The following is a 4,001-nucleotide window of genomic DNA, read 5'->3' on the forward strand; positions in this document are numbered from 1 at the left end:
GCCGCGACCTCACCGTGGCCCGCCTGCGCGCCATGCCGGGCGTGACCTGCCCGGTACCGGGCGGGGCCTTCTACGTGGTGGCCCGCCTGCCCGTCGACGATGCCGAAGCCTTCGGCCAGTGGCTGCTCGAAGAGTTCACGCTTGATAATCAAACGCTGATGCTCTCGCCTGCCAACGGCTTCTACCAAACGCCGGGCCTGGGCCGGCAGGAAGTGCGCCTGGCCTACGTCATCAACCAGCACGACCTGAATGCGGCCTTCGACTGCCTCGCGGCGGCGCTGCTGCAATACCCCGGCCGCGTCGAACCGCAGCTGGCGGCAGCCGTAGAAGCGGCGGCCCTTTCGCTGTAAAACCCTTCAATCTTTCGCCCCATGAACCCAAGCATTGCCCCCGCCGTCGAAGTACCCATCAAAGATTACCGGGGCTCGCTGCGCCTCTGGCACTGGGCCAACGCGCTGCTGATTTCACTGCAATTGATGACCATTCTGTTTCAGAAGGTGATTGTGAAGGCGAAAACGGCGGTGCCGGAGCTGCAGTCGTCGGGCAAGGAGGTGTCGGTGCCGCAGGCGCGCGAGCTGGCGCACATCATCAGCGAGCGCATCTGGGCCTGGCACATCTACTTCGGCTGGACGCTGGTGGCGCTGTGGGTGTTCCGGCTGGGTTTGCAGTTGTCGGGGCCTTCGGAGCTACGCTTCTCGGCGCGGCTGATGGAGATTTTGCGCCGCTACCGGCTGGCCCCACCGGCCGATAAGAGCAAGGCCGGCAAAATTCTGTTCGCTAAAACCACCTACGCGCTGTTTTACCTGTTCATCACCATCATGGTGGCCACGGGGCTGATTCTCATTTTCGAGGACGTGTCGTGGCTGAAGGACATTCAGCACTTGGCCGAGGAGGTGCACAACGTGACGATGTACCTCATTATCGGCTTCATTCTGCTGCACGTGGTGGGCGTGGTGCTGGCCGAGAGCAAGGAAGACCACGGGCTGATTTCGCGCATGGTGGGCGGTGAGGCTCCGAACATTCCGCCGCGGGCGTAACCTCACCCCCTGACCCCCTCTCCTTGGGGAGAGGGGTCACCGGAAATGCACCTGACGTAAACCCACAGACAAAAAGAGCCCAGCGCACTACGCTGGGCTCTTTTTGTTTACTGCCTGGTCCGAACCGGTGCCCCCTCTCCCCAAGGAGAGGGGGTCAGGGGGTGAGGTTGACGCTTGGCTAGTTCCCGCTGCTGCCGGGCTTCTGCTCCAGCTTCTGCATGGGGCTGGTAGCGGCTTTGGCAGCCTGCTGCATGGGGTTGGCCGGAGCCTGCGGGCGCTGCTGCTCAAACAGCTCGAAGCGCGAGGCGGCGGGTTGGCGCGGGAAAGCATTGTTGCTCAAATCCGTGTCGGCCGTTTGCTGGAAGGGGTCAATCACGAAGCTGATGACGGGCTTCTTCGTCACGATGACCTTCGTCACCTGGGCGTTGTTCTTGCGCCAGATTTCGGCCGGAATGGTCTGGATTTCCTGGGTGTTGTCGGCGTAGGTCATTTGCAGCACGATGGGCATCACCAGGCCGCCCACGTTGCGGAAGCTCAGCTCGTAGAAGTTACTCTGCGCGTCGTTGAGGCGCTGCTGCTGCTCGGGCGTGAGGCCGTTGAGCATGGCGGTGTAGCGCTGCTGGTCGGCGGGCGTCACGGCCAGCGGGTCGTAGCTGTTGTAGAAGTCCTTCAGCTCGGGCTTCTCCTCCACCAGCGTTTTGGCGATGTCGGTGGCGTTGCGCTGGGCCGTGATGGACTGCGGCGCGGCGGCTTTCTGCTGTTGCAGGCGGGCATTCTCTACCTGCGGGTTGCGGGTGCTGGCGTTGTAGCTCTTCACCGATTCCAGGGCCAGGTCGGTGTGCTCGGTGGTGTAGAACCAGCCGCGCCAGAACCAGTCGAGGTCGACGGCCGAAGCGTCTTCCATGGTGCGGAACAGGTCGGCGGGCGTGGGGTGCTTGTAGGCCCAGCGCTTGGCGTAGGTCTTGAAGGCGTAGTCGAACAGCTCGCGGCCCATTACCGTTTCGCGCAGGATGTTGAGGGCCGTGGCGGGCTTGCCGTAGGCGTTATTGCCGAACTGCAGGGCCGACTCCGAGTTAATCATAATCGGCGACTGCAGGTTGTCGGCCGTGGCCATGTAGGCCGCGATATTGCGCGGCTCGCCGCGGCGGCTGGGGTAGTTGCGCTCCCACTCCTGCTCGGTGAGAAACTGCACGAAGGAGTTCAGGCCCTCGTCCATCCAGCTCCATTGCCGCTCGTCGGAGTTGATAATCATGGGGAAGAAGTTGTGGCCAACTTCGTGGATAATCACCGAAATCATCCCGTACTTGGTGTTCTGCGAGTACGTACCGTCCTTCTCGGGGCGGCCGCCGTTGAAGCACAACATCGGGTACTCCATGCCGCCCACCGGGCCGTGCACCGAAATGGCCACCGGGTACTGGTACGGGATGGTGTATTTCGAGTAGGTTTTGATGGTGTGCGCCACTACCTGCGTCGAATACTGGCCCCACAGCGGGTTGCCTTCCTTGGGGTAGTAGCTCATGCACATCACGGGTTTGCCTTCCTGCTTAATCTGCATGGCATCCCAGATGAACTTGCGCGAGCTGGCCCAGGCGAAGTCGCGCACATTTTTGGCGGCGAAATTCCAGGTTTTGGTGCCGGTGGCGCGGCTGGCTTCGTTCTTCACGGCCTCTTCCTGGCTCACGATGAGCACAGGCTTGGTGGCCGATTTGGCCTGCTCCCAGCGCTTCATTTGCGTGGCGGTGAGTACCTGCGCGGCGTTTTGCAGCGTGCCGGTGGCACCCACGATGTGGTCGGCCGGCGCGGTGATGCTCACTTTGTAGTCGCCGAAGGGCAGCGTGAACTCGCCGTTGCCCAGAAACTGCTTGTGCTGCCAGCCCTGATTGTCCGAATACACGGCCATGCGGGGGTAGAACTGGGCCATCTCGTAGAGGTAGTTCTTGTCGTCGGCGAAGTACTCGAAGCCGCTGCGCCCCCCCTGCTTATACTGGTCGGTGATGTTGTAGTGCCACTTCACGCTGAACGACACCGACTGGCGCGGCAGCAGCGGCGTGGGCAGGTCCACGCGCATCATCGTGTTGTTGATGACGGTGTGCAGGGCGCGGCCGTCCTTGCCGGTCACGGCCTCAATCTTGAAGCCGCCATCGAAAGTGGAAGTCATACCCTCTACGGCCTGGAAGGTCATCTTATCCTGCAACTGGCCCACCTGCGTGGCGTTGGCAATGGAGTTTTTCTCGAAGATGTTCTGGTCGAGCTGCACCCAGAGGTAGGGCAGCGCATCGGGCGAGAGGTTGGTGTAGGTGATGGTTTCGCGGCCGGTGAGGGCCTGCTTGGCATCATCGAGGGTGACTTTGATGTCGTAGTCGGCCCGCTGCTGCCAGTAGTCGGTGCCGGGCGCGCCGCTGGCGGTGCGGTAGCTGTTGGGCGTGGGCAGCATCGTTTCGAGCTGCGCAAATTTGTCGGTGCCCGAATTGGTGGTCTGGGCCACGGCGGCCTGTTGGCCCGCCACGGCCAGCACTAGGCCCGCGAATAAAAGACGACGCATAGAAAAAGCGTGAAGTGAAGAAATCAGATTAGAAATGGCGACCGATAAGGTCGCTGAAAGTTACGGCAAGGTTGCGGCAACCTCACCCCCGGCCCCGTGATGTGCAGCCTACGCCCCCAGCAGCTGCACCAGCAGCAGAGCGGCAATGCCCAGGGCCGCGCCGCTGGTTGTGAGCAACCAGTCGCGCCGCTGCACGCCGAAGCCGCGCAACAGCAGCGCCCCCAGCAGCAGAATGATGCCGACAATCAATACCTGTCCCAGCTCCACGCCTACGTTGAAGGCCAGCAGCTCCTGCACCGGGCGGCTGTTGGGCCCCAGCAGCGCCCGCAGGTAGTTCGAGAAACCCAGCCCGTGAATCAGCCCGAAAGCAAGAGCCAACGCGTTGGGCGCGGCCGCCAGCACCGGGGCCGGGCGGGGCCGCA

The 4,001-nt window shown here is 62.6% G+C and carries 3 protein-coding genes and 1 pseudogene; 2 read left to right on the plus strand and 2 right to left on the minus strand.

Annotated elements, in window-relative coordinates; genetic code table 11:
- Positions 1-350: pseudogene (locus ACYVDE_RS16555) on the plus strand (hypothetical protein); the annotation flags it as partial.
- Between the two features lie 21 nt (positions 351-371).
- Entirely contained in the window at positions 372-1,037 is a 666-nt protein-coding gene (locus ACYVDE_RS16560; RefSeq protein ID WP_460502659.1) for a cytochrome b/b6 domain-containing protein, read from the plus strand.
- A gap of 178 nt (positions 1,038-1,215) precedes the next feature.
- On the opposite strand, the gene ACYVDE_RS16565 is transcribed toward ACYVDE_RS16560, so the two are convergent.
- Positions 1,216-3,579 carry a M1 family metallopeptidase gene (locus tag ACYVDE_RS16565; protein ID WP_460502660.1) on the minus strand — a complete coding sequence of 788 codons (2,364 nt, stop codon included), beginning with the start codon at positions 3,577-3,579 and terminating at the stop codon, positions 1,216-1,218.
- 108 nt (positions 3,580-3,687) lie between these two features.
- Positions 3,688-4,001 (minus strand): HupE/UreJ family protein (locus ACYVDE_RS16570; RefSeq protein ID WP_460502661.1); only part of this gene is annotated, 314 nt, incomplete at its 5' end.

This window comes from Hymenobacter agri, assembly GCF_054778495.1.